Here is a 24,269-nt window from a genome sequence, read left to right on the forward strand (position 1 = left end):
CCGGTTAAGCCTCGCGCTCTCGGCCGCACCATCACGTGGGCTACCCCCCGCCACGCGGTGCTTAATTGGACGCGGCCCCTACACGCCGTATGGAGTGGCAGACAGACTGGGGCCTCCGGGGTCGCATGGTGCTGACCATGCTCTTGCTCGGCGGCCTCTACGTCCTGTTCGTCGGCGTGCTCTCGCTGTACGTCCAGGGCATCCTCCCCATCCTGCTGGTGATGGGCGCGTTCATGGGCGCGCAGTTTTTCTTCAGCGACAAACTGGCGCTCCGGAGTATGGGCGCGAGCGAGGTCGAGGAATCGGAGTACCCCGACCTCTACCGGTCGGTCCGGCGGCTCTCACAGCAGGCGGACCTGCCGATGCCGACGGTCGCCGTCGCCGAGTCGGGGGTACCAAACGCCTTCGCGACCGGCCGGTCCCAGCAGAACGCCACCGTCTGCGTGACCACCGGCCTGCTGGCGGCACTCGACCCGGACGAACTCGACGGCGTGCTGGCCCACGAACTCGCCCACATCAAGAACCGGGACGTGGCGGTGATGACCATCGCCTCGTTCCTCTCGACCATCGCCTTCCTGATCGTCCGGTGGGGCTGGCTGTTCGGCGGGCGCAACCGCCGCGGCGGGGGCGTCGTCGTCGCCATCGCCGTCTCGCTTGTCGTGTGGGTCGTCTCCTTCCTGTTGATCCGCGCACTCAGCCGCTACCGGGAGTTCGCGGCCGACCGCGGCGGCGCGCTCATCACGGGCAACCCCGCCGCGCTGGCCTCGGCGCTGGCGACCATCGACGGCCGGATGGATCGGGTCCCCAAGGAGGACCTCCGGGAACAGGCCGAAATGAACGCCTTCTTCGTGATCCCGATCAGCCGGGGGTTCATCGGGCGACTCGCCCGGACCCACCCCGCGACCGAGCGCCGGATCGAGCGGTTGCAGGACCTCGAACGTGAACTGGCAGGTCGCTAGGACGACCCGTCCGTCGAGGCGTCCAGGTCCCGGATGGTGCCGGGCGGGACCGCCGGCGGCGTCCGTGGCGGGACCTCCGTCTGCGCGACCGCCTCGTCGACGGCCGCCGCGTCGTCGGCGTCGGCCGGCGTCGGGACGCGGACGCGAACGATGGTCCCGCGGGGATCGTTGTCCTCGAAGGTGAGCGAGCCACCCATCCGGGTGACGCCCCACTTGACGCCCCAGAGGCCCAGCCCGCTCCCGTGTTCGAGAGGGGCCTCGGCCCCGTCGACGACCGGCGAACGCTCGGACTCGGGGATACCGGGGCCATCGTCGGTGACGGTGATCTCGACCGGCAGGTCGGCCTCGGGGTCGACGGTGACGGACACGTCGACGGTCGGGTCGACCGCGTCGTTGTGCTCCACGGCGTTCTCGACGAGATCTTCGAGGACGGGGTGGAGGACCCGGTGGTCGGCCCGGGCGACGACGCCCTCTGGGGCCGACCAGGAGACCGCACACCCCGTCTCCTCCCGGATCGTATCGACGACGTCCCGGACGACGCTGGCTACGTCGGTCCGGGGGTCGGGCGTCACCGGGACGGCCATCATCCGCTCGATCCGGCGGGCCTTGTCGCCGGTCTCGGCGATCGACAGCGCGGTATCGACGACCTCGTCGGCGAGCCCGGCGGTGTCGTCGTCGACCTGCTCGGCGATCACCTCCGCGCGGGTGACGATGGTCGCGGTCTCGTTGCGGAGATTGTGCCGCAGGACCCGGTTGAGCACCGAGAGCCGCTGGCGGCGGGTGTACCGCTCGGTCACGTCCCGGAAGACGAGGGCGTGGCCGATACAGTGACCCTGTTCGTTCGTGAGTTCGGACACCGAGGGGTCGAACTGTCGAGGACCCGTCGTGGTGTCCAGACGCACGCCGTCGCGGTCGGCGAGGGCGTCGACCGAGGTGCCCAGCACGTCGTCGATGGTCCGGTCGACGGGCGCCCCGTCGTCGGCGAAGGCCCGGCGTGCCCGTTCGTTGAGTCGGACGACGCGTCCGGCCCTGTCGGTGACGACAACGAGGTCGTCCATCTCCTCGAGGACGGTCTCCGGGCCGATGGTCCCGGCGGCGGGCAATCCCTCGAACAGACGGTAGCGAGAGACGGCGGCGACGGCGGCGACGGCACCGACGGCGATCGCGCCGACACGGATCATCTCGTCGGCGACGCCCGGGACGGTCGTGTCGGTCACCCGAAACGCCCCGTGGATGAAGTTCCCGACCCAGGGCCCGAGGACGATCACCGCCAGCGCGCCCCCGAGCGACAGGCCGAGGTGGTCCCGGCGCAGACTCGTTCGGACGAGCAGGCCGACCGCGACGAGCAGGACGGTCGCCGAGTAGAAATGCATCGCCACGTAGCCGCTGTACACGCTGAGGACGAGTGTCTCGGAAACCGTGGGGAACAGGCCGACTTCCACCAGCCCCACCCACGTCCCGGCCAGGGCGGCGACGACGGCCGGCGCGATCAACGCGACCGTCCGCCGCCGGGAGGTGAACTCGAACAGCCCGTAGTACTCGAAGGCGAAGCGCGCCCACACGACCGGCATCACGACGACGATCAGCGGATAGATACCCGTCGCTAGGTCGACCGTCCCCGCCGAGTAGTAGGCGACGGCGGTCCCGGCCGCGCCGACGGCCAGTAACCCGATCGTGGCCGCGAACCACTGTGCCCCGGCCCCGGGGCGTCGGCGGGCGGCCCGGATCGCGACAGCCGCGAACGCGACGGCACTGCACAGCGAGAGTGCCGTCACTGCCGGGACGCCCTGTGCGGCCATGGTATCAACACTCCCGAACTGACAGGGCTTAAACCCGAGTCGAGAAACGACTGCCGAAACGACAGTGAGCAGAGCCAAGAGCGTCCGCTCCGACGATGTGAGTATGGGACTGTTCGAGCAACTCCGACGGGTCCTCGGGGTCGAGGCCGAGGCCGCCGCCACCCGACCGGCCGATCCCGAGGACCTGTTCGGGATGAGTACCGCCTACGTCACGATGGCGGCCGATCTGGGGTTCGAGTCGGCCGGCGTCGCCGCGCTCTGCTTTGCCAGCGTCGACAGCACCGACTTCACCGACGCCGTCGACGAGGTCGCGGCCATCCTCGACGCCGGCGAAGCCGAGACCGGCACCGCCGCGACGTTCCGCGCGGACCGGCACGGCTACGACTGGGTCGTCCTCCGGGACGACGACGTGGACGACCTCCTGACGAGCATCCACTTCGCCGCCGACACCCTCGTCGAACGGGGCTACGGCTCCCGGTTGCTCGCGGCGCTCTTTGCCTTCGAGCGGCCCGAAACCGCGCTCGCTGGCGACACCGCCGACCGCCCGCTGTACTGGGTGTACTCGTTCCGGCGCGGCGCGTACTATCCCTTCGCCCCCGCGGGCGATCACGAGCGCGACGACACCACCGAGTTCAAACTCGCGAGCGTCCTCGACGGCGAACTCGACGTCGAAGACGACGAGCGCTACTGGTACCCGCTCTGGCCCGAATCATCCCGGGGTCATCCCTGGGACTAGAGGTAGAACATCGCGGCCATGATGCACACGCCCGAGACCAGGAACGCGAAGGGACCGTAGTCGATAGTCGTGTTGCCGATCACGTAGATTCCCGTCCCGACCGTCGGCAGGATCGTGGCGACCAGGAAGGCGGTGGTCGTGTTGACCCACGATTCGTCGCTCCGTTCCAGGGCCGCCTGGGCGAACATCCCGATGGCGACGACCGCGATGGCCAGCGAGTAGTAGGCGTAGATCGGGAACCACGGCCCGAACTGATAGGTCAGCGGCAACACCGCTTCCGGTCCAGTGTTGGCGATGTGTCCCTGAATCCAGATGTCGTGACTCGTGATGATCAGCACCGTCGTCACGACGGGCATGACGGCCAGCAACGCGATGTTTCGGGCCCGGATCCAATCGTCCCGCCCGGTGAACCGGAACGCCATGACGAGGATCGCCGTCGGCACGATGGCACTCCCGATGAAGTGGATCTTGTACCAGAAAATCGCCATCTGTGACGGCGGTGTACTCATCTCCATGGCGTACCCGCCCGCCCAGAGGACGGCACCGATGAACACGGCGAACAGCGCGTACGCGCCTTTCTGTTCGTGATAATACGCGGTCAGTGCTGCGAGCCCGCTCCCCACGACGGCGACGACCCACAGCGGTATCGTGTATGGTGTTAGTTCAATTGCCACACCGAATCCCCCAGTGTCCATTATCAGTAGACATGCATATAAATATTGCAATTGCCATGCGAACTTCTCGCACGTTTCTTGACACCTTACCCTTCGGGTCGAACTCCCGATCACCGCGGCGCTGACCACCAGTTTCACTTTCACTACGGTGTTAACGAGGGTTTATGTGGGAGGGGGCAGAAGGGCGGCGTATGGCAACGAACGAAGACCTCGAAGAGCTGCCGGGTGTGGGACCGGCGACAGCGGAGAAACTGAAAGAGAACGGATTCGACGGCTATCAGGGCATCGCGGTCGCGAGCCCCGGCGAACTGTCGAACACCGCCGACATCGGCGAATCGAGTGCCGCCGACATCATCCAGGCCGCCCGCGAGGCCGCCGACATCGGCGGCTTCGAGTCCGGCGCGCAGGTACTCGAACGCCGCGAACAGATCGGGAAGCTCACCTGGGGCGTCGAGGAGGTCGACGAGTTGCTCGGCGGCGGCGTCGAGACCCAGTCGATCACCGAAGTGTACGGCGAGTTCGGGGCCGGCAAGTCCCAGGTGACCCACCAGCTCGCGGTCAACGTCCAGCTCCCCAAGGAACACGGCGGCCTCGAAGGCAGCGCCATCTTCGTCGACTCCGAGGACACCTTCCGCCCCGAGCGGATCGACCAGATGGTCCGCGGCCACGACGACGACGTGCTCCAGGACACGATGGAGCTGTTCGGGATGGAGGACGCGAGCGTCGACAACGAGGAAGACCTGGAGGAACTGGTCGAGCGGTTCCTCGACAACATCCACGTCGCGAAGGCGTTCAACTCCAACCACCAGATCCTGCTCGCGGAGAAGGCCAAGGAGATCGCCAGCGAGAGCCAGGACGGCGAGTTCCCCGTCCGCCTGCTCTGTGTCGACTCCCTGACCGCGCACTTCCGCGCCGAGTACGTCGGCCGTGGCGAACTCGCCGAACGCCAGCAGAAGCTGAACAAACACCTCCACGACCTGATGCGCGTCGGCGACCTCAACAACACCGCCGTCGTCGTCACCAACCAGGTCGCCTCCAACCCCGATTCGTTCTTCGGCGACCCCACCCAGCCCATCGGCGGGAACATCCTGGGCCACACCTCCACGTTCCGCATCTACCTCCGGAAATCCAAGGGCGACAAGCGGATCGTCAAACTCGTCGACGCCCCCAACCTCCCCGACGGCGAGGGCGTCATGCGCGTCGAGGAAGGCGGCCTGATGGACGAATAAGACCCACTTTTTAAACGAGGGGGTCGCAGAGCGACCCCCTCGTGCAAAAACTTGGGGAAAAAGGCCGAGCGCTCACTGCGTTCGCGCTCGGTGCGACGCGGTGTGTGGACCGCACCCACACCGCACCTGCACCGCACCCGCACCGCACTCCAATTTTTCTCGGCCAACCGGGTCAAAGTACAGTCCTAAGCCCCTGTTACCGGTGTTCTCGCCAGCCACACCACCGGGCGTAAAACTTATTTTACTACGTCAAAGACGTTTTACTGTAAAACGCTCTTTACGACAAGAGCGTTTGACGAGGTGGCACACATGGCAACGACACAGCACTCCCTCGACGCGAACGCACAGATCGGCGCTGGCCTCCTGTTCGGCGCTGGAGCGGCCGTTCTCGGACTGCTGGCACCGACCCGCCCACTGGTCGGTGCGGCGGTCTACGCGGTGGCGGCCCTGCTCGCCGCCGCCGTCCGGTTCGCGACCGACGACGGCTCGGACACACCGAACCGGGCACGATCACCTGCGGACACGACGCTCGCGGTCGGAGGCCTGGCAGCCGCAGTCGTGTTCCCGGGCCTCGTGGCCGCTACCGGCCTGGGGTACTTCACGTGGACCCCGCTCACGGCCGGCATCGGGCTGACCATCGCCGCGGTCTTCGTCCTGTACGGCGCGGTCACAGTGGGACGGCAGGTCCGGGGGGCCGCCGCGTGACGGGACTGCTCGGCCGCGCGGGCCGGATTCGCTCGGCGGTCGCGGGGCTGGCGGCCGTCTCCGGGCTCGGTCTCGCGGCGTTTACCGTCCTGAACCGGCCGTTCGTCGCCGTCGGCGTCTACGCCGTCGCACTGGCGGGTGCGGTGGGCCTCCAGGCGACCGCCGACGTTCCGGTGTTCGACGAACGGGACGTCGACATCTCCCGCGACGCCGCGCGCTGGACGCTCACGATCTTCGGCTGGGCCTCCGCCGGCGTGTTCCCCGCGCTGACCGTCGCGTGGGGCCTCGGCCTGTTCGAGTGGCAACCCTGGAGCGTCGCCATCGCGCTGTTCGTCGCGGTGCTGTACCTGACCTACGGCGCACTCACGTTCGCACTCGGACGCCAGCGATCAGCATGAAAAACTCACTGCAGGAACACCGGGAACGGTACGGACTGAGCCAGCGCGAGCTGGCCGAACACGTCGGCGTCACGCGCCAGACCATAAATGCCGTCGAAGGCAACCGGTACGACCCATCCGTCGAACTCGTCTTCAAACTCGCCGCGTTCTTCGAGTGTCCCGTCGAGGACGTGTTTCACCCCGAGGTGGAGATGGAGACCACTGCGAGCGATCACGCGTAAAAACGGAGGACGAGCCCCCGGAACTCCTCCATGAGAGACGGGGCAGGAGGGCAGCGGGGCCGGAAGGGCAGGCAGGGTGGTGTGCGGGTGGTGGCCCACCCACTCGTCGTTTGTCGCGGCGGGATAACAGTGGTTCCGGAGACTCAAACGGACGTTTGAGCTTCACTGCTCGCGGGCCGCCTGCACGAGGCTGAGGGCGATCCGGATCGGAACCAACACGATCACGAAGACGCCGAAGATCAGGAGCCCGTTGATCACGAACCGACGAGTCCAGGGCGTGTACAGACACCCGAACCGACCGTACGGCGGACAGTCCGGGAGCCCCGGTGTGAGGACGAACGCCCCGCCGATGATGGTGAGCGCGAAGACGGTCGATCCGACGTAGACCGCCACCTGCTGTATCCGCCTGGCCCGATCAGATTCGACACGCCGGGCTGGATCGGGCGTCATCTCACCGTCCCGTCGCACCGCCAGCGATATAAATTCGATTTTCGCTTCAGGTGTGCCGAGCCTCGTCTGCAAAAGTCAGACGCCAGATTGATCGTTTGAGCAACACGATGGGGAAACATGGTCCCGCGGCTTACGGACATCCCTGCACCGGGTCCCGTCCCGGTCGCCCTCTCCGTCCTCGCGGCCAGCGGCGCGCTCGCCTGGCTGGTCGCGACAGGACAGATGGAACTCGTGTCGCTGCCGAGCATCGAGATCGCCCTCATGCTCCTGTTCGTCGCGTGGGCAGGCGTGGTGCGGCCGCTCCGGGCGTCACGTCGTCAGCAACAGCGTTGAAACGAACGGCTCGCTGGCTCGCAGCTACGCCGCTCGCCGGTGCTACTGCTCGGACAGCCACACCAGCAACCCGTTCTGGGCGTGCATCCGGTACTCCACCTCCACCTTTTTCCCGCTCGGGTGGCCTGCGGCCACCGCTCGCGGCAAAAACGTGGGCGAAAAAGCGGCCACTCACTCCGTTCGTGGCCGGTGCTACTGCTCGGACAGCCACACCAGCAAGCCGTTCTGGGCGTGCATCCGATTCTCCGCCTGGTCCCAGACGATGGCGTTCTCGCTCTCCAGGGCCTCGTCGGTCACTTCCTCGCCGCGGTGAGCCGGCAGGCAGTGCATCAGCGGCCGGTCGCCGAGCAGGTCGGTCGTGACCTGGAAGCCGTCGAAATCGGCGAGTTTCTGCTCGCGCTTGTCCTCCTGGCCCATGCTGACCCACACGTCGGTGTAGACCACGTCGGCGTCTTCGACGGCCGCCGCCGGGTCCGTCGTCGTCTCGGGTTCACTGCCCAGCCCGGCCGCACGCTTGAGTACGTCGTCGTCGATGCCGTACCCCTCCGGCGTGGCGACGGTCAGGTCGATGCCGGCCATCGCCGCGCCCAGCACGAACGACTGGGCGACGTTGTTACCGTCGCCGACCCAGGCCACCTCCACGTCGAACCCGCCGAACCGCTCGCGGATGGTCAACAGATCCGCCAGCGTCTGGCAGGGGTGAGCGTCGTCGGTCAGCCCGTTGATCACCGGCACGGTCGCGAACTCGCCCAGTTCCACCACGTCCGCGTGGTCGAACACCCGGGCCATGATGAAATCGACGTACCGCGACACCGCACGCGCCGTGTCCTTGATCGGCTCGCCGTGGCCGAGGTGGATGTCGTCCGGCCCGAGGAAGATGGCGTGCCCGCCGAGCTGGGTCATCCCGGTCTCGAAGGAGACCCGTGTCCGCGTCGACGGTTTCTCGAAGATCATCCCCAGCGTCCGATCTTCGAGGGGTTGCCGGCCGTCGTCGGCCGCCTTCAGCGCCGCGGCGCGGTCGAGCACCGCCGTCAGTTCGTCGCCCGTCAGGTCGTCGACGTCCAGGAGTGCGCGCGCCATGGCTACTCCTCCAGGAGCCGCCGGGCGACCGTCTCCAGCACCTCGACCGAACGGTCGTACTCGGCGAGTTCGAGGTGTTCGTTGGGCGCGTGATCGAGGTCTGAGTCGCCGGGACCGTAGGTGACCATGGGACAGTCCCACTCCTGTGCGTACACGTTCATATCGCTTGTGCCGGTCTTCCGGAGCAGGCGAGGATCGCCCCCGGTCTGGCGGATGGCCGCGCGGAACGCCCGCGCCACGTCCGTCCGGGGCGACATCATCACGGGTTCGACCCGGTCTTTCCAGTGGACCCGGTCGGCCACGTCCAGATACCCCTCGGTGATCTCGATGACCTCCTCGGTGTTCATGCTCGGGGGCACGCGCAACTGGACCTCCATCGTCGCCTCGACGGAGAGCCCGTCGTCGGTGAGTCCGCCCTCGATCTTCGTGGGTTTGGGCGTCACCCGCTCGAAGACGGCCTCCCACTCGTCGGTCGCGAACTCCTCCTCGACGCTGGACCACCAGGCGATAGCGTCCTGCACGGCGTTGTTCTCCGGACGGGAGGTGTGTCCCGACTCGCTGGTCGCGACGTACGTCCCCGCGACGAGGCCACGGTAGCCCAGCGTGATCCCCTCCCAGCCGGAGGGTTCGCCGTTGATCACGGCGTCGGGTGCCGACTCCCGGTCCTCGACGAGGAAGCGCCCGCCGCGGGAGTCGACCTCCTCGCCGACGACGCCGACGAAGGACGCGCCCGTCTCGACCGCGGCGACGGCCATCGCCGCCAGCGGCCCCTTCGCGTCGACGCTCCCGCGGCCCCAGAGGGCGTCGTCGTCGCCGTCCTCGGCGTCGCGGATCTCGACGGGGATGTCGCCGGGCACGGTGTCGATGTGAGAGGTCAGCAGGACGCCGTCGTCGGCGGGCGCGCGGACGTTGCCGGCCTCGTCGATCCAGACCTCGCGGTCGTGTTCCTCGAAGTACGAGACCAGCACCTCCGCACAGCGGCGTTCCTCCCCCGACACCGAGGGCGTCGAGACGAGGTCGACGAGCAGCTGGCGGGCCTCCCCGTCCACGTCGATACTGCTCTGGCTGGTGAACTGGGTTTCGCTCATCCGTCTGCCTCCGCGATGGTGGCAGTGAGCGCGTCGACGACCTCGTCGGCGTGGTCCTCGGTGATCGTCAGCGGCGGGAGGAGTCTGACGACCGTCCGGCCGGCCGGCAGCGCCAGCACACCGTGGTCGAGCGCCAGGTCCTTCAGCACGCGGTTGGCCCCGCGGCCGACCTCGACGCCGATCATCAGGCCCTCGCCCCGCACTTCCCGGACGTGCTCGTCGAGTTCGACGTGGAGGCGTTCCTGAATGTACGACCCCATGTGAGCCGCGTTCTCGGTGATCCCCTCGTCGAGGATCGTCTCGACGGTCGCCTCGGACGCGGCGCTGACGACGGGACCACCGGAGAACGTCGAGGCGTGCGAGCCGTAGTTCTCGGCGATCCACTCCCGGCACAGCGTCGCGCCGACGGGCAGGCCGTTGCCCAGCCCCTTGGCGCTCGTGATCATGTCGGGCACCACGTCGGCCCACTCCGAGGCCCACAGACTGCCCGTCCGGCCCATGCCGGTCTGGACCTCGTCGAAGATCAGCGCCGCGCCCACGTCCTCGGTGACCTCCCGTGTCCGCTGGAGGAAGTCCCGACTCGCGGGGTTGATACCGCCCTCGCCCTGGACGGGTTCGACGATGACCGCCGCGGTGTCGTCGTCGACGGCGTCTTCCATTGCCTCGGAGTCGTCGTAGGGGACGAACTCCACGTCGCCGATCAGCGGCTCGTAGGGCTTCTTGTACTTGTCTTTCCACGTCGTGGCGAGTGCGCCCATCGTCCGGCCGTGGAACCCCTGCATCGTCGCGACGATCTTGGAGTTGCCCGTGGCCGAGCGGGCGAACTTCAGCGCCGCCTCGTTGGCCTCCGTGCCCGAGTTACAGAGCCACGTGTAGTCGATGTCGCCGGGCGCGGTGTCGGCCAGCAGGTCGTACAGCCGCGTGCGGGCCTCGACGGGGTAGGACGCCTGCACGTAGGTCAGGTCCGCGAACTGCTCGCGGACGGCCTCGTCGACCGCGGGATGGTTGTGCCCCAGCGGGACGCAGGCGTAACTGGCCCCCATGTCGAGGTACTCGGTGCCGTCGTCGCCGTAGAGGTACGCTCCCTCGCCGCGTTCGATCTGTATGGGTTTCTCGTTGAAGACGAATCCGCTCATTGTAGTGCCTCCTGATACAGGTGTGTACCGCCACCGTCGAGTGCCGAGAGAATCGGCTCGTCGGCGTTGGCGTCCGCGATCACGACCTCGTCGGCCCCCGCGTCGAGAGCCTCCTCGGCCGCCATGATCTTCCGGCTCATGAAGCCCTCGGCGGCGTCTTCCAGCGCCGTCCACTCCGCGCTCGTCTCGACGGTCTCGATCAGCGTGTCGGGATCGTCGGGATCTTCGTAGACGCCTGCCACGTCGGTCAGCAACACGAGGGTGCCGCCGAGTTCGCCCGCAATCGCCGCCGCCGACCGGTCGGCGTCCGTGTTGACGGGGATCACGTCCCCATCATCCGCGCCGGCCATCGGCGGGGCCGCGACCGGGACGTAGCCATCACTCAGGAGCGATTCCAGCAGGTCGCCGTTGACCTGCTTGATCGTCCCGGAGTGGTCGCCCCGTTTGATCTTCTTCTTGCCGTCCTCGACGACCCGCACGGCGGACTTCCGGGGCCCGTGCAGGAGTTTCCCGTCGACGCCGTTGAGACCGACGGCGTCCACGTCGAGGCTCTGCAGGCCGGCCACGAGTTGCGTGTTGAGGTGGCCAAAGACCATCTCGAACACCTCCATCGTCTCGGCGTCGGTGAACCGACCGACGACGCCGCTCGGCGTCTCGACGTACTCCGGTTCGATGCCGAGTCGCTCCAGCGTGTCGTCGACAGCGGTCGATCCGCCGTGGACGACCGCCACGTCCTCGCCGTCGTCGTCCAGTGCTGCGACATCCGAAAGGGCACCCGCGGGGTCGACCGCGCGAGCGCCACCGACTTTGATAACTGTAGTCATTACGAAAACACCTCTCCAGTTGCTACGGGGAACCCACGGGGTGCAGGCCCTGGAAGTCCAGTCCTGCCGTCTCCTCCAGCCCCAGGGCGACGTTGGCGGCGTGGACGGCCTGCCCGGCCGAGCCCTTCATCATGTTGTCGATGGCCGAGAACACGACCAGGCGCTTGTTGCCGGGGTCGAGTTCGAAGCCGACCTCCGCCTTGTTGGTCCCTGCGACGGCCTTGGGCTCGGGGTAGCGGTAGACGCCACCGCCGCCCGCGACGAGTTCGACGAACGGTTCGTCCTCGTACTGGCCCCGGTAGGCAGACCAGAGGTCGCCCTTCGAGACGGGGCCGTTCGGGAAGACGTGACAGGTCGCGCTCGCGCCGCGGATCATCTCCACTGCGTGGACGGTGAACGAGACGTTCACGCCGAGGAACTGCTCGATCTCGGCCTCGTGTCGGTGGCCGGTGGGCGCGTACGGGCGGACGACGCCGGACCGCTCGGGGTGGCTGGAGGCCTCCCCGCCGCCGGCACCGCCCTCCGAGGACCCGACTTTCACGTCGACGACGATCTGCTCGTCCCCGTCGAGGACGCCCTCCTCGAACAGGGGCATGAGCCCCATGATCGTCGCGGTGGCGTTACAGCCGCCCGAAGCGACGATCTCGGCCCCTTCGAGGTTCTCACGGTTCAACTCGGGCAGTGCGTACTCGGCTTTCTCCAGCAGTTCGGGTCTGCTGTGGCCGTCGTACCACTCGTCGTACTGTGCCTCGGTGTCGAGCCGGAAGTCCGCCGACAGGTCGACGACGGTGCCGGCGGCCTCGCGGAACTTGTCGATCTGTTCCATCGTGACGCCGTGGGGCGTCGCGGCGAACAGCACGTCGACCGATTCGAGGTCCTCCGGATCCGAAAAGCGCAGGTCCAGATCCCGCAGGTTCGGGTGCTGGTGGCCGACCGTCTTGTTGGCCTTCGAGCGACTCGTCGCCTGGACGATCTCGAACTCGGGGTGGCCAGCGAGCAGGCGCAGGAGTTCGCCGCCGGTGAAGCCGGTGCCGCCCACGACCGACGCAGTGAGGGAGGTATCCGAACTCATCAGGCACTCACCTCCTGTTCCTGCTCGGCCTTCGTCTCCAGCCAGTCGACGACGCGAGCGGGCACGTCCACGTCGGTCGCCTCGTTCAGCGCCTTGAACTCGACGTTGTGGTTGACCTCGTGGACGGTGTACCCGTCTTCGGTACCCATGAGGTCGACACCCAGCAGGCCGCCACCGACCGCGTCGGAGGCCCGCTCCACGAGGTCGAGCGCCTCGTCGTCGAGGCCGAATTCGTCGGTCTCGGCTCCCTTCGCGGCGTTGGTGATCCAGTGGTCCGAGGAGCGGACCATCGCGGCGACGGGTTCGCCGTCGGTGGCGAGGACGCGGATGTCCTCGCCGCCCTTCTCGACGTACTCCTGGACGTAGAACACCTTGTGCTCGTAGTGGCCCAGAGTCTCTTTGTGTTCGAGGATGGCCTCGGCGGCCGTCCGGCTGTCGATCTTGGCCATCAGGCGGCCCCACGAGCCCACGACGGGCTTCAAAACGCAGGGGTAGCCGAACTCCTCGATGGCCTCCATGGCCGCGTCCTTGGTGAACGCGACGGTCGTCTCGGGCGTGGGCACCTCGTTCTCGACCAGCGCGAGACTGTTTTTGGCCTTGTCGGCACACACCCCGGCAGTGTCGGGGTGGTTGACGACGGGGATGTCGTAGGCGTCCACGAACTGCGTGGCGTAGACGCTCCGGCTGGTCGCGAGACACCGGTCGACCACGAGGTCGACGCCCTCGAAGTCAGCAGGCGGCTCGGACAGTCCGAACTGCTGTTTGCGAACGTCGATCTTCGTGACCTCGTGATCCCGGTCACGAAGCTCCGAGAGGAGGAGCTTCTCGTCTTTGCGGATGCGCGAGTAGAGTATGCCGAAGTTCATTGTATCACCGGCCGGCGGCGACCGGACCGCGCGGCCGAACGCACGCTCACTCGCCCCAGTCCTCTTCGAGCTCGGGTGCCGAGTCCAGCTCGACGGGGTCGGTGTCGACGACTTCCAGCTCCGCACCGCAGGTCGAACAGTCGACGATCTCTCCAACTTCCAGGTCGTCGTGCAGGGTAACCTCGGCCCCACACTCGATGCATTCCGTCATTGGTACCTGCAAGTCACGCTCGTTACCACTTAAACCCTTCGGACTTGTCGAGAAGAATTAACGACCCAAACTACCGTCTAACCGTAGGAAAAGCGACCGTGGCGGCGTTTCATGAATCCTGTATCATGATTCTGGTAATTCATCCCCTCGCGGGGATGGCGGTCGCGGTGCGGGGGCCGCTGCGCCCCGGACTCGCGGGAGTTCGCGTCGCAGCCGAACGGGTCGGGACTCAGACATAGCCAGCCACCTCCTCGCGGAGCCGCTTTTCGGCGTCGGCCAGCGCGTTCCGCTCGTCGACCAGCCGCTCGCGGTCGGTGGCGAGGTCCGCCCGCGCCGCGTCTAGCTGGTCGGCCACTGCGTCGGGCGCAGGGCCGCCGGCCGAGTCCCGGCTCGCCACGCTCGCGGCGGGGTCGAGTGCGTCCTCGACGGCCTCGCGGTCGACCAGCGCCGACAGCGACTCGTCGAGTACTTCCCGGGCGGCCGCGTCCAGCGTCTCGTAGTCGGGATCGGCCGACCGCTCGGCCGCGACTGCGACCAGTTCGTGCGCCGTCCGGAAGGGCAACCCCGCCATCGCCAGCAGGTCCGCGACGCCCGTCGCCGTCGAGAAGCCCGCGCCGGCCTCCGCGGCCAGCAGATCCTCGTTCCACTCGGCGGTCGCGACCGCGCCCGCGGCGACCTCGGTTGCCTCGATCACTGCATCGACCGACTCCCAGCCGTACTGGCCCGCCCGCTGGAGGTCGCGGTTGTACGCGCGAGGCAGTCCCTTCAGCGTCGTCAGGAGTCCGGAGACCGCGCTGTGGGCGTCGCCCGCGCGGGCCCGAACCAGTTCCAGCGTGTCCGGGTTCTTCTTCTGGGGCATGATCGACGAGGTCGAGGCGTAATCGTCCGAGAGGTCCACGTACCCGTCGTTCGCGAAGATCACGATGTCCTCGGAAAGTCCCGACAGCGTGGTCGCCAGGTTGGCGAAGGCCGTCGTCGCCTCTAGCAGGAAATCGCGCGCGGAGGCGGCATCCATCGAGTTCCCGAGTACGGAGTCGAACCCGAGCAACTCGGCGGTCCGCTCGCGGTCGATGTCGAAGGGCGTCCCGGCGAAGGCCGCCCCGCCCAGCGGCGAGCGGTTGGTCCGGGCGTAGGCCCCGAGCAACCGCTCCGTATCCCGGGCCAGCGCCCGCTCGTAGGAGAGCAGGTAGTGACCCACCGTCGTCGGCTGTGCGTACTGGAGGTGGGTGAACCCGGGCATCAGCGTCTCCGCGTACTCGTCGGCCGCGTCGAGCAGTTGCTCGCGCGCCCCGACGACCGTCTCGACCGCGTCGAGCAGGTCCTCGCGCAGGCGGTAGCGGATACAGGCCGCCACCTCGTCGTTGCGCGAGCGGGCGGTGTGCATCCGCCCGCCCTCGGGACCGACGCGCTCGATCACCGCCGTCTCGATGGCGGCGTGTACGTCCTCGCCGTCGGGCAGTGCGCCGTGGCCCGCGTCCTCGATCTCGTCCAGCGCCGCGAGGATCGCCCCGGCGTCGTCGGCGTCGACGATGCCCTGCTCGGCCAGCATCACGACGTGGGCCCGGTCCACGGCGAGGTCGGCGGCGAAGATGCGCTCGTCGGCCGCGAGCGAGGAGAGGAACCCACGGGCGGGGCCGCCGGAAAAGCGGTCCCGGCGGACCACGTCCCCGGGAGCGTCAGCGACCGGGGGCTCGTCGGAGCTTGCTCCGACGGTGTCCCCGCGAGCTTGCGAGCGGGGGTTCGAGGAGCCTTGCTCCTCGCTGTCCGTGTTCGCCTCGTTCGACCCGCCGTCAGTGGGTTCCTCGCTCATGGTTCAGTTGTCGTCGTTACTTCCGTCGGACGTTCCGTCCGACGGCGTCCCGCTCGCGGTGCTCGCGGGACCGCCGTCGGTCACGGCCTCGGCGGCCGCACTGTCGACGGACTCGCTGACCTTGTTCGCCAGGCGCTCCTGGAAGCCGTGGTACTTGGCGACGCCCGTGGCGTCGGCCTGTTCGATGTCGTCGGTGACCGCTTCCGTGTTGAACGAGGCCTGGCCCTCCGCGTAGCAGGCGTACTCGCTCTCGCGGGCGACCGGGCGGGCCTGCCCGCCTTCGAGTTTGACAGTGACGGTACCGGTGACGCGTTTCTGGGTCTCCTCGATGAACCCTTCGAGCGCGCGGAACAGCGGCGCTTTGACGAGGCCCTGGTAGCCCTTCTCGGCCCACTCCTGGTCGATCTGTGTCTTGAAACTGCGTTCTTCCTTGGTGAGGACGAGCCCTTCGAGGGCCTCGTGGGCCGCCAACAGGACCGTCGCGGCTGGGTGCTCGTAGTTCTCGCGCACTTTCAGGCCGAGCATGCGGTCTTCCATCGTGTCGGTGCGACCGATGCCGTGGGCACCCGCCTGCTCGTTCAGCTGTTCGATGATTTCGACGGGGCTCAGCTCCTCGCCGTCGACGGCGACGACCTCGCCCTGCTCGAACTCGATGTCGACCAGTTCGGCCTCCTTGCCGCTGGGGCTCTCCGTCCAGTCGTAGATCTCGTCGCCGGGGACGTGGCTGGGGTCTTCCAGTTCCGAGCCCTCGACCGAGCGGCTCCAGAGGTTCGTGTCGATGCTCCAGCGGCCGCCGTCGCCGCCCTCCACGGGCAGGTCTTTCTCCTCGGCGTACTCCTGTTCCCACTCGCGGGTCAGGCCGAGTTCGCGGACGGGCGCGTGGACGTTCAGGTCCGAGTCCCGCCAGACCGTCTCGAAGCGCAACTGGTCGTTGCCCTTCCCGGTACAGCCGTGTGCGAGGGCGGTACAGCCCTGCTCCTCGGCGACTTCGAGGATGGCGGTGGCGATGACCGGGCGGGCCAGCGCGGTCCCGAGGGGGTAGCCCTGGTAGGTGGCGTTGGCCTTGACGGCGTCCAGACAGAGGTCGGCGAACTCGGCTTTCGCGTCGACCACGTAGTGATCGAGGCCCAGCGCCTCGGCGGTCTCCTCGGCCTCGTCGAACTCCTCGGCCGGTTGGCCCACGTCGACGGTGACGCCGATCACGTCGTCGTAGCCGTATTCTTCTTTCAGTAGCGGTACACAGACTGTCGTGTCGAGCCCGCCCGAGAAGGCGAGCGCGACGGTTCCTTCGATGTCGTCGGGTTCTGGCATGTGTGTGGTGTGGTGAGTCGGGGTATAGTGCGGACCGCCCGGCACCAGTCAGTGGGCGGTTCGAGACGAAACGACCGTGGGGTGAAGTGGGAATGAGGTGGGCCTAACGGCCCCGTCGTCGGAAACGTCGCGGTCGCGGGAGAAGGTGGACGGACCCGCCGGTCTCGCCCGCCAGCGAGCCGGTTCCACAGGTCCGTGTCATGTACTCGCCACTACCGGAGATTCGTATTAAAACCTTCCGAGATACCGAGCCCGTGGCCCGCGGTGACACACCACGATTCCGGACAGAGCGTCGGTCCCGGCCCACGGCACCCGATGGCCACAATCCCTTTGCCCCCATCGCTCCCAGCACTCGACATGAACCTCCGCGGCGCGCTCGACACCGACGACCTGCTCAAGATCGTGCTGATACTGGTGATCGTCCTGCTCGTCGTCGAGGTCGTCGAGGAACTGGTCGGCTTCGTCGTCGGCCTCGCGGGCCCCGTCCTCGCGCTGGTGGTCGTCGCCCTCATCGTCCTCTACTTCCTCGACCGTATCTGACGACCGCGCCTGTCGAACCATGGGATTTAAGCTGAAACCGGTAGATATCACCGATATGGGCGAGGGGCAAGTTACGACGGCCAGCGAGGGCCGTGTTACGGCGACGAAGGTCAGAAACCTCTTTATCTTCCTGGGGTTGGGGTTACTCCAGTTGATGGTCATCTTCGAGGGACTGGCCAACTACTGGGGGATCGTGATTCCGTTGTTCCCGCTGTTGCTGGTCCTGCTGGGGTTCGTCTCGGCGGGGCTGTTGTTCATCGCGAACTTCTGAGCGGTCGCGACCAGCAGTCCTTTGACCGCCAGGGCCGTGGATGGAGACACGCGTGTACAGTCTGAACGTTCCGGTCCCGTCGTCCGTCGCGGCCCTCGCGGGCGAGTTAGCGACGGAACTCCCGACCGCACACACCCGCGACCGGGGCCGCCACACGCTGGGCGTCAAGCGACTCGGCGGCGACGGTCCCAGCGAGTACGCCCGCCTGGAGGCCCGCACCCGGGAAGCCCTCGCCGGCACCGCCCCGTTCGACGCCCGGATCACCGGGATCGAGATCTTCGAGGAGGCACCCGTCGGCAGTTCTCCCGTCGTCTACCTGAACGTCGAGAGCGAGGGGCTCCACGCCCTCCACGACGAGCTCTGTACGGTGTTCGATCCCGTCGACGACATCGAAGGCGACGGCTACAGCCCTCACGTCACCATCGCCCGCGGCGGTGATCCGGCCGCCGCCGAGCAACTGCAGGCCCGGGAGATCGATCCCATCGAGTGGACCGTCGACGAACTCGTCTTCTGGGATTCCGAGCGCATCACGCAGGTCAGCGGCGTCTCACTGCCGGCGTAACTACGCCGTGCGGAGTTCGACGGTGATCACTGCACCCCGTGGCTCCGCGTCGTCGATCCAGACCTCGCCGCCGTACTGCTCGACCAGCGTGTGGACGAGGTACAGTCCGATTCCGGTGCCGTCGCTGTCGAGGCCCTTCTGGCCCTTCCCGAAGACGCTCTCCTTTCGCTCGTCGGGAATCCCCGGCCCGTCGTCCACCACGCGGACGCGGACCCGGTCGTCGCGCTCGGTCACCGACACCCGCACCGTCGGGTCGTCGGTGTCGTTGTGCTGGACCGCGTTGTTCAGCAGGTTCCGGAAGACCGATCCCAGCATCTCGTCGGCGAGCACCTGCACCGCCGGAACCGATCCCTCGACGGTGACCGTCGCGTCGTGGGCCGAGTCGGCCGCGTCGATCTGCTCGTCGAGTATCGGGCCGAGCGCGACGGCTTCCGGGTCGGCGTCGGTCCGGAGCATCGTCTCGGCGATGTCCCGTGCGGTCCGCGTGAGGCCGATGGCGTTGTCGACGCTCTCGCTCATCGACGACAGGTACGACGCGCCCTCGTCGGTGACGTGGTCGGCCAGGAGGTCGCCGTAGGCGACGAGCAGTTGCAGGTCGTTGCGGATGTCGTGCCGGACGACCCGGTTGAGGATTTCGAGCCCGTCGCGCTGTTCTTCGAGGCGTTGCTGGTACTGTTTCCGCGTCGTGACGTCGTGGACCACGCCGTCGAGGTACACCGCGCCCGCCTCCTCGACGAGGACCGCGCTGACCGAACCCCAGAACGGGTCACCGTCGAGGCGACGGAGGCGCAGTTCCTGTTCGATCACTTCCCCGTCGGCGTCGAGGCGGTCGGCGATGGCCGTCCGGTCGTCCGTGGCTCGACACAGTTCGGACGCCTCCCGGCCCAGCAGTGCCGCTTCGGACTCGGCACGGAACATCGACACCAGCGCCTGGTTGACGTCGACGAACTCGCCGTCGCCGCCATCGGTCACACGGAACGCCCCGACCGGCAGTCGGTCGAAGAGCCGCCGGAACCGCTGTAGCTCCCGCTTCTGTCGCTTCCGGTCGGTGGTCTCGTCGCGTTCGGTCACCCTGACGAGTCGCGTCGCACCGTCCCGCTCGACGTGAGCGACGGCCATCTCGACCCGGAGCAGGTCCCCGGTTTCGTGTTCGGTGCGCCACGTGAACCCTTCACCGTCGGGCGTCCGCCTGAGACGGTCCAGTAACGGCACGTCGGCCGTCCACTCGTCGGCGGTGAGCGTCCCGACGGGGCGGCCGAGCAACGTCGACCGCGAGTAGCCGTGCATCGCACACAGTCGTTCGTTCGCGTCGCGAATGTGCCCGGTCTCCGGGTCGACGAGCGCCATCCCGTCGGGCGCGTCTTCGAGGAGTGTCCGACCGTATCCACGTTCCCTCGGCATTTGCTGGGGCGCGCTTCGCGCTAGAACCAGTTAAACCGGACGTATTCGTCGTCAGGCTACGGCTTCGGCGGCGCCCCGTCCCAGGCGTCCATGTCGCCGTAGAAGTTCAGCATCGCGAACTTCAGCTTCGCGGGATCGATGTCGATCATCTCCGCCCGCTCCTCCGGCGGGAACGTCTCCCGGACCGTGTAGTTGCCCAGTTCCCGTTCGCCGACCTGCGTGTAGCGTTTGTCCACCAGCACGCGCGCCCCGAAGTCCGCCGGCGAGCGCACCACCCGCCCCAGGGCCTGCCGGGTCTTCCGAACGGTCGGAATCTCGACGGCGTAGGCCCAGCCCGCGTCCTCCGTGCCCATCCACTCCCCGCCGCCGTCGCCGAAGGTCTCGTCGTAGGCCTCCTGGACGGCGTCCATCCGGTCGTCCAGGTGCGGGTAGGGCACGCCCACGACGACGACCGTCCGGGCGTCGCCGTCGTCGAAGCTCACCCCCTCCGTGAGGGTCCCCCACAGCGAGGTAAAGAGGACGCCCTCGTCGCTGTCGGTGAACGCCTCGCGGAGTTCCGTGGCGCTGGTCGCGGGCCTGTCCAGGAACCACTCGGCGTCGGCCTGCACCCGGTCGTGGTAGCGCTCGGCCTCGCTGTAGCTGGGGAAGAAGGCGAGCGTGTTGCCCGGCGTGAACCTGATGGCGTCCTCCAGCACGTCCGTCACGGTGGCCTGCACCGCGGGGTCGTCGCGCTCGCTCGAAAACAGCGCGGGCGCTTCGACGGCGTAGGTGCGGCGGCGCTCCTCGGGGAACTGCGCGCCGTAGGCCATCGTCTCGGGCTCGTCGAGCCCCAGCACGTCCTCGGTGACCTCGAAGGGGCGCAGGGTCGCGCTCATCAGGACACTGGCGTGGAGTTCGTCGAACAGCGAGCGGGTCACCTCCTGAGGGATACACCGGTAGAGTTCCGCCCGGCCGTACACGTCGCCGCTTTTCTCGTCCCGGCGGACGCTCACGACCGGATAGTGGCCCTGCGTGTCGCCCTCGTCCATCCAGGCCATCACGAACTGAATAGTTTGGAGGGTCTGACAGTCCTGTCGCGTGCTGGTCTCGCCGTTCTTGTAGGCCTCCTCGTACTGCTCGTCCAAGGCCCGGGCGAACTTCAGCGCGGCCTGGAGGTCCACGTCGTAGCCCGGCCCGGTGTAGGCCTGCAGGAAGTTGATCGTCAGATCGTCCCGGCCGTCCTCGTTGGCGATGGTGAGGTCCTCCCAGTTCTCCTCGATCCGTTCGCGGTCGCCAAAGCCCAGCGCGTCGTCGTAGGTCTCGATCAGCGCCGAGCGGAAGGCTCGGACGACGTTCTGTGCGGCTTCGGCCGCGGGGTCGTCCTGTTCGGCGAGTTCGTCCAGCGCGCTGTCCAGCGTGGTCTCGGTGAGCGTGCGGGTCGCGTGGTCCCGGGCCGCGTCCTCGACGTTGTGGGCCTCGTCGAAGACCGTGATCACGTCCTCGGGGTCCCGGCCGAGCCACCGGAAGAAGTGTTCGCGGATGCCCGGATCGAGCAGGTGGTGGTAGTTACAGACCACCAGATCGACGCCCTCCATCCCCTCCTTGAGGAGTTCGTACCCGCAGAAGCCCTCCATCTCGGCGTACTCGTAGATGTCGTCGGGGTCGCGCACGTCCGCGAACAGCCACTGGTAGAAGTCGTCCGTATTCCCGGTGAGATTGTGATAGTAGTAGTCGCAGGTGTTCCCGTTCTCCCGCAGGTCTTCGAGTTCCGCCTCGACCGAATCGAGTTCCTCCAGCACCGCCCCGCGGGCCTCGGCGGCCTCCTCGCTCCCGGCCTGACTGTCCTCCAGGAGCGTCGACTCGCGCTCGTTCAGTTCAGCGAGGTCCCGCTCTTTCTCGACGATCTCGCGGGTCGTGTCCCGCAGGGCCTGACACTCCTCGTAGCCCACGTCGATGTGGCACATCGACCCCTTGCCGCGGAAGACGACCGCGCGGATCGGTTCCTGCTGGGTGATGGCGCGGGCCTCCTGAACGAACTGGCGCATCTGCTGGTGGACGTTCGTCGTGATGACGACCGTCTTGTCTTCCTCCCGGGCGTACTCCAGGGCCGGCACCAGCGCGGCCAGGGTCTTGCCCGTCCCGGTCGCACCCTCGAACAGCACGTCCGATCCCTCGCCCAGCGCGTCGTAGATGCGATCCATCGCGTCGCGCTGGTGGTCGTAGGGCTCGTCGTAGGGGAAGAATCGGACGTAGCCGGCCTCGTCTCCGTCGCTCGACACACTCACCCCTTGTTCGCTCCCGGACAAAAAGTCTCGCCGTCCACAGCACTGATTTTCCCGTGCTCGTTGTGACAGTCTATGGACCGGAGACTGCTGGTGGCGTGCTGTCTGGCGCTGGTCGCGCTGGCGGGCTGTTCCGGCGGCGCGGGCGGTCCGACACCGACGGCCGACGACGCGACCCCGACGGCGACGCCCGCGGACGGCGACGGCGAACCGAACGAGACGACGGGTCTGGGCCTCTCGGTCGGCGCGGAGGTCGAGGCGTCAGCACTGCTGAGAGCCCACGAGACCGCGCTGGCCAACGAGAGCTACGTGTTCCGGTCGGGCTTCGGATTGCCCTCCGGCGCACGGGAGCGCGCGTCGACGGTCGTCAGGGCCGACGAGGGACTGTTCGAGATCGAGCGCTTCCAGTACCACCCGCTCCGCGGCGAGGCCACGGCGCTGTACGCCCGCGATGGGCGCGAGTACGTCCGGTTCGAGGACGGGCCGGTGACGAAGACGGTCGCCCAGCCCAACCGGACCGCGGTGCCGACGGGGCGGCAGGCGCTGGTCGGCGTCGAGTCGCTGACGGTCACCGACACGATCCAGCGGGACGGCGAACGGCGGTACGTCCTCACCGCCGGACTCGACTACGAGAGCGCGGACCGGGCGCTCCCCTATCGCCGCGCGGTCGTGGACGAGCGCGGCCTGATCCACAACTACACGAGCGGGGAGTACGTCCCGCCCGAGAGCGAGCGGCCGACCGAGGGGCTTCTCGTCTCGCGCTGGTTCGACCTCTCGAACGTCGGGGCGACGACGGTCGCCGAACCCGACTGGCTGACCGACCTCCGGACGACGGACTCGGACGGGCCGGAGACGACCGTGGTCGACCACGCGGACCTCGACACGCGTTTCCGCGTGACGGGCACCGACGTGGACGCGAGCGTCGAACGTCTCCGCAACGACGCGGTGCTCGGGAGCGACCACGTCGACGAGTCGCGGGCGTCGCCGCTGATCGACCTGGATATCGCGGGGCAGGTCACGAACGCGACCGTCAGGGTCGGCTACGACCCCGCCGCGCTCCCGGAGGGTGCCAGCGAGCAGGGGCTGGCCGTGTTCGTCTACAACGAGTCACTGCAGACGTACCTGCCGCTGAACACCTCGCTGGACGCGGAGGCGAACGCGGCCGTCGCCAGCCGCGGGCCGCCGGTCAGGTACAGCTCCGGCGGCGGGCCGGAACAGACACTCCGGCCGACCCTCTCCGATCCGACGGCCGACCGGCTCGTCGTCGCGGTGATGCACGCGGAGACGTGGTACTCGGCGTTCCGGTAGCTCAGTCGACCGGTTCGACGTAGATCCGGTTGGCGTGGGGTTCGGCCTCGCGGATGGCGGCCTCGATGTCGTCGATCACGTCGGGGCGCACGTCGGCGGTGAGGTCGTCGGCGAAGGCCACCTCGGTCGCGACCATCACCTCGCCCGGGCCGAAGTACACGGTGCGGAAGTCGACGACCTCGTCGACGCCGTCCCAGCCCGTGATGAGGTCCCGTAGCTCGCGTTCGTCCTCCTCGGGCATGCTCTCGCCGAGCAGGAGCCGTTTGTTCTCCCAGGCCAGCGCGATGGCAAAGCCCATCAGCATGAGGCCGATGAGCAGCGCCGAGGCCGCGTCGAAGACCGGGTTGTCGGTGACTCGTGAGAGATAGATGCCAAAGAGCGCGATGCCCGCGCCCGCGAGCGCGATGAAGTCCTCGGTGAACGCCGTGAGGGTGGTCACGTCGGAGGTCTTCCGGAACGCCTCCTTGTACCCGCTCCAGCCGTGGACGTCGATCTGGCGTTTGAGTTCCTTCCGGGCCTTCCAGAAGGCGTAGGTCTCGAAGACGATGGCCCCGATCAGGACGGCGTAGTTGACGTAGACGGGCGGAAAGGAGAGCGTGATGTCGGTGAACGGGATCGTCGGCTGGCGGGCCGCGTGCTCGGTTCCGTGCATCAGGGCGTCGTAGCCGTGCTTGGCCGACTCCCAGCCCGCGATGCCAAAGAGCAGCACGGAGACGAGAAAGCTGTAGAAGAACTGGGCCTTCCCGTAGCCGAAGGGATGGCGTCGGTCGGCGTCCTGCGCGCCGTAGCGGATGCCGATCAGCAGGAACACCTGGTTGCCCGTGTCCGAGATGGAGTGGTACGTCTCGGATAGCATCGCCGGGCTGAGCGTCAGCAGATACCCCAGGAATTTCAGTATCGCGATGGCCCCGTTGGCGATCAACGCCGCGACGACGACCCCCTTGCTGTTGCCTGCCATTACGGAGTGGCTCCCCCGGCAGACCCAAAGCTGTTCTGGAACCGACCAGTCCACCGTCCGAACCGA

26 protein-coding genes are annotated in these 24,269 nt (G+C 67.7%); 11 read left to right on the forward strand and 15 right to left on the reverse strand.

Translation table 11 applies throughout. The annotated features are described in order from the left end of the window. Positions 1 to 89 precede the first annotated feature (89 nt). Positions 90 to 959, forward strand: coding sequence for a zinc metalloprotease HtpX (gene htpX, locus ACOZ4N_RS13335; protein WP_424016857.1), 870 nt, complete (start codon positions 90 to 92; stop codon positions 957 to 959). Here the strand turns inward: htpX and ACOZ4N_RS13340 are convergent. Then, positions 956 to 2,758, reverse strand: coding sequence for an ATP-binding protein (locus tag ACOZ4N_RS13340; RefSeq protein ID WP_424016858.1), 1,803 nt, complete (start codon positions 2,756 to 2,758; stop codon positions 956 to 958). The two genes, htpX and ACOZ4N_RS13340, sit on opposite strands and share 4 nt — an antisense overlap. 103 nt (positions 2,759 to 2,861) lie before the next feature. Between ACOZ4N_RS13340 and pspAB the strand changes: the two genes are divergently transcribed. Next, a complete protein-coding gene (pspAB, locus tag ACOZ4N_RS13345; RefSeq protein WP_424016859.1) occupies positions 2,862 to 3,494 on the forward strand; it encodes a PspA-associated protein PspAB in 633 nt (210 codons plus the stop codon). On the opposite strand, the gene ACOZ4N_RS13350 is transcribed toward pspAB, so the two are convergent. Then, positions 3,491 to 4,168, reverse strand: a complete 678-nt coding sequence (locus ACOZ4N_RS13350; protein WP_424016860.1) for a histidine kinase N-terminal 7TM domain-containing protein — start codon at positions 4,166 to 4,168, stop codon at positions 3,491 to 3,493. The two genes, pspAB and ACOZ4N_RS13350, sit on opposite strands and share 4 nt — an antisense overlap. A gap of 191 nt (positions 4,169 to 4,359) precedes the next feature. On the opposite strand from ACOZ4N_RS13350, the gene radA reads away from it, so the two are divergent. The 4 genes from radA to ACOZ4N_RS13370 all read left to right on the forward strand — a co-directional run bounded on the left by radA (position 4,360) and on the right by ACOZ4N_RS13370 (position 6,721). Beyond that, positions 4,360 to 5,397 carry a DNA repair and recombination protein RadA gene (radA, locus tag ACOZ4N_RS13355; protein WP_424016861.1) on the forward strand — a complete coding sequence of 346 codons (1,038 nt, stop codon included), beginning with the start codon at positions 4,360 to 4,362 and terminating at the stop codon, positions 5,395 to 5,397. 309 nt (positions 5,398 to 5,706) lie between these two features. After that, positions 5,707 to 6,102 (forward strand): hypothetical protein, encoded by a 396-nt coding sequence (locus ACOZ4N_RS13360; RefSeq protein WP_424016862.1) that lies wholly within the window; start codon positions 5,707 to 5,709, stop codon positions 6,100 to 6,102. Then, positions 6,099 to 6,500 (forward strand): DUF2178 domain-containing protein, encoded by a 402-nt coding sequence (locus tag ACOZ4N_RS13365; RefSeq protein WP_424016863.1) that lies wholly within the window; start codon positions 6,099 to 6,101, stop codon positions 6,498 to 6,500. The genes ACOZ4N_RS13360 and ACOZ4N_RS13365 overlap by 4 nt, the downstream gene beginning before the upstream one ends. Further along, complete coding sequence (locus ACOZ4N_RS13370; RefSeq protein WP_424016864.1) at positions 6,497 to 6,721, forward strand: helix-turn-helix transcriptional regulator; 225 nt, start codon at positions 6,497 to 6,499, stop codon at positions 6,719 to 6,721. The genes ACOZ4N_RS13365 and ACOZ4N_RS13370 overlap by 4 nt, the downstream gene beginning before the upstream one ends. A 162-nt stretch (positions 6,722 to 6,883) precedes the next feature. On the opposite strand, the gene ACOZ4N_RS13375 is transcribed toward ACOZ4N_RS13370, so the two are convergent. After that, positions 6,884 to 7,171: a hypothetical protein gene (locus ACOZ4N_RS13375; RefSeq protein WP_424016865.1), complete on the reverse strand. Its 288-nt coding sequence runs from the start codon at positions 7,169 to 7,171 to the stop codon at positions 6,884 to 6,886. Positions 7,172 to 7,288: 117 nt separating this feature from the next. Here ACOZ4N_RS13375 and ACOZ4N_RS13380 point away from each other — a divergent pair, with 117 nt between their 5' ends. Then, positions 7,289 to 7,504: a hypothetical protein gene (locus ACOZ4N_RS13380; RefSeq protein WP_424016866.1), complete on the forward strand. Its 216-nt coding sequence runs from the start codon at positions 7,289 to 7,291 to the stop codon at positions 7,502 to 7,504. Between the two features lie 192 nt (positions 7,505 to 7,696). On the opposite strand, the gene argF is transcribed toward ACOZ4N_RS13380, so the two are convergent. The 9 genes from argF to ACOZ4N_RS13425 all read right to left on the reverse strand — a co-directional run bounded on the left by argF (position 7,697) and on the right by ACOZ4N_RS13425 (position 16,902). Then, the gene (gene argF, locus ACOZ4N_RS13385; protein WP_424016867.1) at positions 7,697 to 8,584 is read right to left on the reverse strand and encodes an ornithine carbamoyltransferase; all 888 of its coding nucleotides are present in this window, start codon (positions 8,582 to 8,584) and stop codon (positions 7,697 to 7,699) included. A gap of 2 nt (positions 8,585 to 8,586) precedes the next feature. After that, entirely contained in the window at positions 8,587 to 9,672 is a 1,086-nt protein-coding gene (locus ACOZ4N_RS13390; RefSeq protein ID WP_424016868.1) for a [LysW]-lysine hydrolase, read from the reverse strand. Beyond that, complete coding sequence (locus ACOZ4N_RS13395) at positions 9,669 to 10,808, reverse strand: aspartate aminotransferase family protein (RefSeq protein WP_424016869.1); 1,140 nt, start codon at positions 10,806 to 10,808, stop codon at positions 9,669 to 9,671. The genes ACOZ4N_RS13390 and ACOZ4N_RS13395 overlap by 4 nt, the downstream gene beginning before the upstream one ends. Beyond that, on the reverse strand, positions 10,805 to 11,632 hold the full coding sequence (locus ACOZ4N_RS13400) for an acetylglutamate/acetylaminoadipate kinase (protein WP_424016870.1): 828 nt from the start codon (positions 11,630 to 11,632) through the stop codon (positions 10,805 to 10,807). Before ACOZ4N_RS13400 ends, ACOZ4N_RS13395 begins: the two co-directional genes overlap by 4 nt. A gap of 22 nt (positions 11,633 to 11,654) precedes the next feature. Further along, entirely contained in the window at positions 11,655 to 12,704 is a 1,050-nt protein-coding gene (argC, locus tag ACOZ4N_RS13405) for an N-acetyl-gamma-glutamyl-phosphate reductase (RefSeq protein ID WP_424016871.1), read from the reverse strand. Further along, the gene (lysX, locus tag ACOZ4N_RS13410; RefSeq protein ID WP_424016872.1) at positions 12,704 to 13,570 is read right to left on the reverse strand and encodes a lysine biosynthesis protein LysX; all 867 of its coding nucleotides are present in this window, start codon (positions 13,568 to 13,570) and stop codon (positions 12,704 to 12,706) included. Before lysX ends, argC begins: the two co-directional genes overlap by 1 nt. 46 nt (positions 13,571 to 13,616) lie before the next feature. Further along, positions 13,617 to 13,781, reverse strand: a complete 165-nt coding sequence (gene lysW, locus ACOZ4N_RS13415) for a lysine biosynthesis protein LysW (protein ID WP_092658131.1) — start codon at positions 13,779 to 13,781, stop codon at positions 13,617 to 13,619. A gap of 229 nt (positions 13,782 to 14,010) precedes the next feature. Beyond that, the gene (argH, locus tag ACOZ4N_RS13420) at positions 14,011 to 15,591 is read right to left on the reverse strand and encodes an argininosuccinate lyase (RefSeq protein ID WP_424016873.1); all 1,581 of its coding nucleotides are present in this window, start codon (positions 15,589 to 15,591) and stop codon (positions 14,011 to 14,013) included. A gap of 3 nt (positions 15,592 to 15,594) precedes the next feature. Further along, positions 15,595 to 16,902 carry an argininosuccinate synthase gene (locus ACOZ4N_RS13425; protein WP_424016874.1) on the reverse strand — a complete coding sequence of 436 codons (1,308 nt, stop codon included), beginning with the start codon at positions 16,900 to 16,902 and terminating at the stop codon, positions 15,595 to 15,597. A 357-nt stretch (positions 16,903 to 17,259) separates the two neighbouring features. On the opposite strand from ACOZ4N_RS13425, the gene ACOZ4N_RS13430 reads away from it, so the two are divergent. The 3 genes from ACOZ4N_RS13430 to ACOZ4N_RS13440 are packed head-to-tail and all read left to right on the forward strand — an operon-like array spanning position 17,260 to position 18,275. Continuing rightward, positions 17,260 to 17,442 (forward strand): DUF7554 family protein, encoded by a 183-nt coding sequence (locus tag ACOZ4N_RS13430; RefSeq protein WP_424016875.1) that lies wholly within the window; start codon positions 17,260 to 17,262, stop codon positions 17,440 to 17,442. Positions 17,443 to 17,497: 55 nt separating this feature from the next. Then, the gene (locus ACOZ4N_RS13435) at positions 17,498 to 17,713 is read left to right on the forward strand and encodes a hypothetical protein (RefSeq protein WP_424016876.1); all 216 of its coding nucleotides are present in this window, start codon (positions 17,498 to 17,500) and stop codon (positions 17,711 to 17,713) included. A gap of 40 nt (positions 17,714 to 17,753) precedes the next feature. Continuing rightward, positions 17,754 to 18,275 carry a 2'-5' RNA ligase family protein gene (locus ACOZ4N_RS13440; RefSeq protein ID WP_424016877.1) on the forward strand — a complete coding sequence of 174 codons (522 nt, stop codon included), beginning with the start codon at positions 17,754 to 17,756 and terminating at the stop codon, positions 18,273 to 18,275. Here ACOZ4N_RS13440 and ACOZ4N_RS13445 read toward each other — a convergent pair whose 3' ends face one another. Both ACOZ4N_RS13445 and ACOZ4N_RS13450 read right to left on the reverse strand, forming a co-directional pair. Continuing rightward, positions 18,276 to 19,676 carry a PAS domain S-box protein gene (locus ACOZ4N_RS13445; RefSeq protein ID WP_424016878.1) on the reverse strand — a complete coding sequence of 467 codons (1,401 nt, stop codon included), beginning with the start codon at positions 19,674 to 19,676 and terminating at the stop codon, positions 18,276 to 18,278. A gap of 56 nt (positions 19,677 to 19,732) precedes the next feature. Next, positions 19,733 to 21,934 carry an ATP-dependent DNA helicase gene (locus tag ACOZ4N_RS13450; RefSeq protein WP_424016879.1) on the reverse strand — a complete coding sequence of 734 codons (2,202 nt, stop codon included), beginning with the start codon at positions 21,932 to 21,934 and terminating at the stop codon, positions 19,733 to 19,735. A gap of 78 nt (positions 21,935 to 22,012) precedes the next feature. On the opposite strand from ACOZ4N_RS13450, the gene ACOZ4N_RS13455 reads away from it, so the two are divergent. After that, on the forward strand, positions 22,013 to 23,245 hold the full coding sequence (locus ACOZ4N_RS13455; protein WP_424016880.1) for a hypothetical protein: 1,233 nt from the start codon (positions 22,013 to 22,015) through the stop codon (positions 23,243 to 23,245). A gap of 1 nt (position 23,246) precedes the next feature. On the opposite strand, the gene ACOZ4N_RS13460 is transcribed toward ACOZ4N_RS13455, so the two are convergent. Further along, the gene (locus ACOZ4N_RS13460) at positions 23,247 to 24,203 is read right to left on the reverse strand and encodes a cation diffusion facilitator family transporter (protein ID WP_424016881.1); all 957 of its coding nucleotides are present in this window, start codon (positions 24,201 to 24,203) and stop codon (positions 23,247 to 23,249) included. Positions 24,204 to 24,269: the final 66 nt, after the last annotated feature.

The sequence above is a fragment of the Halorientalis pallida genome, from assembly GCF_049605515.1.
Lineage (GTDB): Archaea > Halobacteriota > Halobacteria > Halobacteriales > Haloarculaceae > Halorientalis > Halorientalis pallida_A.

Excerpts from the sequence above, each read along its gene's own strand:
- ACOZ4N_RS13400 (WP_424016870.1), bottom strand. The coding sequence starts at position 11,632 with ATGACTACAGTTATCAAAGTCGGTGGCGCTCGCGCGGTCGACCCCGCG.
- ACOZ4N_RS13460 (WP_424016881.1), bottom strand. The coding sequence starts at position 24,203 with ATGGCAGGCAACAGCAAGGGGGTCGTCGTCGCGGCGTTGATCGCCAAC.
- lysX (WP_424016872.1), bottom strand. The coding sequence starts at position 13,570 with ATGAACTTCGGCATACTCTACTCGCGCATCCGCAAAGACGAGAAGCTC.
- pspAB (WP_424016859.1), top strand. The coding sequence starts at position 2,862 with ATGGGACTGTTCGAGCAACTCCGACGGGTCCTCGGGGTCGAGGCCGAG.
- ACOZ4N_RS13375 (WP_424016865.1), bottom strand. The coding sequence starts at position 7,171 with ATGACGCCCGATCCAGCCCGGCGTGTCGAATCTGATCGGGCCAGGCGG.
- ACOZ4N_RS13395 (WP_424016869.1), bottom strand. The coding sequence starts at position 10,808 with ATGAGCGGATTCGTCTTCAACGAGAAACCCATACAGATCGAACGCGGC.
- ACOZ4N_RS13370 (WP_424016864.1), top strand. The coding sequence starts at position 6,497 with ATGAAAAACTCACTGCAGGAACACCGGGAACGGTACGGACTGAGCCAG.
- htpX (WP_424016857.1), top strand. The coding sequence starts at position 90 with ATGGAGTGGCAGACAGACTGGGGCCTCCGGGGTCGCATGGTGCTGACC.
- ACOZ4N_RS13390 (WP_424016868.1), bottom strand. The coding sequence starts at position 9,672 with ATGAGCGAAACCCAGTTCACCAGCCAGAGCAGTATCGACGTGGACGGG.
- ACOZ4N_RS13455 (WP_424016880.1), top strand. The coding sequence starts at position 22,013 with ATGGACCGGAGACTGCTGGTGGCGTGCTGTCTGGCGCTGGTCGCGCTG.
- ACOZ4N_RS13380 (WP_424016866.1), top strand. The coding sequence starts at position 7,289 with ATGGTCCCGCGGCTTACGGACATCCCTGCACCGGGTCCCGTCCCGGTC.
- ACOZ4N_RS13340 (WP_424016858.1), bottom strand. The coding sequence starts at position 2,758 with ATGGCCGCACAGGGCGTCCCGGCAGTGACGGCACTCTCGCTGTGCAGT.
- ACOZ4N_RS13445 (WP_424016878.1), bottom strand. The coding sequence starts at position 19,676 with ATGCCGAGGGAACGTGGATACGGTCGGACACTCCTCGAAGACGCGCCC.
- ACOZ4N_RS13440 (WP_424016877.1), top strand. The coding sequence starts at position 17,754 with ATGGAGACACGCGTGTACAGTCTGAACGTTCCGGTCCCGTCGTCCGTC.
- argC (WP_424016871.1), bottom strand. The coding sequence starts at position 12,704 with ATGAGTTCGGATACCTCCCTCACTGCGTCGGTCGTGGGCGGCACCGGC.
- ACOZ4N_RS13435 (WP_424016876.1), top strand. The coding sequence starts at position 17,498 with ATGGGCGAGGGGCAAGTTACGACGGCCAGCGAGGGCCGTGTTACGGCG.
- ACOZ4N_RS13425 (WP_424016874.1), bottom strand. The coding sequence starts at position 16,902 with ATGCCAGAACCCGACGACATCGAAGGAACCGTCGCGCTCGCCTTCTCG.
- argF (WP_424016867.1), bottom strand. The coding sequence starts at position 8,584 with ATGGCGCGCGCACTCCTGGACGTCGACGACCTGACGGGCGACGAACTG.
- argH (WP_424016873.1), bottom strand. The coding sequence starts at position 15,591 with ATGAGCGAGGAACCCACTGACGGCGGGTCGAACGAGGCGAACACGGAC.
- ACOZ4N_RS13360 (WP_424016862.1), top strand. The coding sequence starts at position 5,707 with ATGGCAACGACACAGCACTCCCTCGACGCGAACGCACAGATCGGCGCT.
- radA (WP_424016861.1), top strand. The coding sequence starts at position 4,360 with ATGGCAACGAACGAAGACCTCGAAGAGCTGCCGGGTGTGGGACCGGCG.
- lysW (WP_092658131.1), bottom strand. The coding sequence starts at position 13,781 with ATGACGGAATGCATCGAGTGTGGGGCCGAGGTTACCCTGCACGACGAC.
- ACOZ4N_RS13430 (WP_424016875.1), top strand. The coding sequence starts at position 17,260 with ATGAACCTCCGCGGCGCGCTCGACACCGACGACCTGCTCAAGATCGTG.